This is a genomic window from Enterobacter sp. 301B, assembly GCF_003850715.1.
GTDB lineage: Bacteria > Pseudomonadota > Gammaproteobacteria > Enterobacterales > Enterobacteriaceae > Enterobacter > Enterobacter intestinihominis.
Map to the genome: position 1 here is coordinate 1 of NZ_PQTC01000079.1, position 587 is coordinate 587.

Genomic DNA, 587 nt, shown 5'->3' on the forward strand with positions numbered 1-587 from the left:
ATCGAATCAGCCTATTTAGGCTATTTTTTCCACCATTTCTGGCGTTATTTCCGGTTTTTACTGAGATCTCTCCCACTGACGTATCATTTGGTCCACCCGAAACAGGTTGGCCAGGGTGAATAACATCGCCAGTTGGTTATCGTTTTTCAGCAGCCCCTTGTATCTGGCTTTCACGAAGCCGAACTGCCACTTGATGATGCGAAACGGGTGCTCCACCCTGGCACGGATGCTGGCTTTCATGTATTCGATGTTGATGGCCGTTTTGTTCTTGCGCGGATGCTGCTTCAAGGTTTTTACCTTGCCGGGACGCTCGGCGATCAGCCAGTCCACATCCACCTCGGCCAGCTACTCGCGCTGTAGCGCTCCTTGGTAGCCGGCATCGGCTGAGACAAATTGCTCCTCTCCATGAAGCAGATTACCCAGCTGATTGAGGTCATGCTCGTTGGCCGCGGTGGTGACCAGGCTGTGGGTCAGGCCACTCTTGGCATCGACACCAATGTGGGCCTTCATGCCAAAGTGCCACTGATTGCCTTTCTTGGTCTGATGCATCTCCGGATCGCGTTGCTGCTCTTTGTTCTTGGTAGAGC

The 587-nt window shown here is 53.2% G+C and carries 1 pseudogene; it reads right to left on the reverse strand.

From position 1 onward, the window contains the following. Positions 1–57 precede the first annotated feature (57 nt). Positions 58–587 (reverse strand): annotated as a pseudogene (locus tag C3451_RS24210) (IS5-like element ISKpn26 family transposase); the annotation flags it as partial.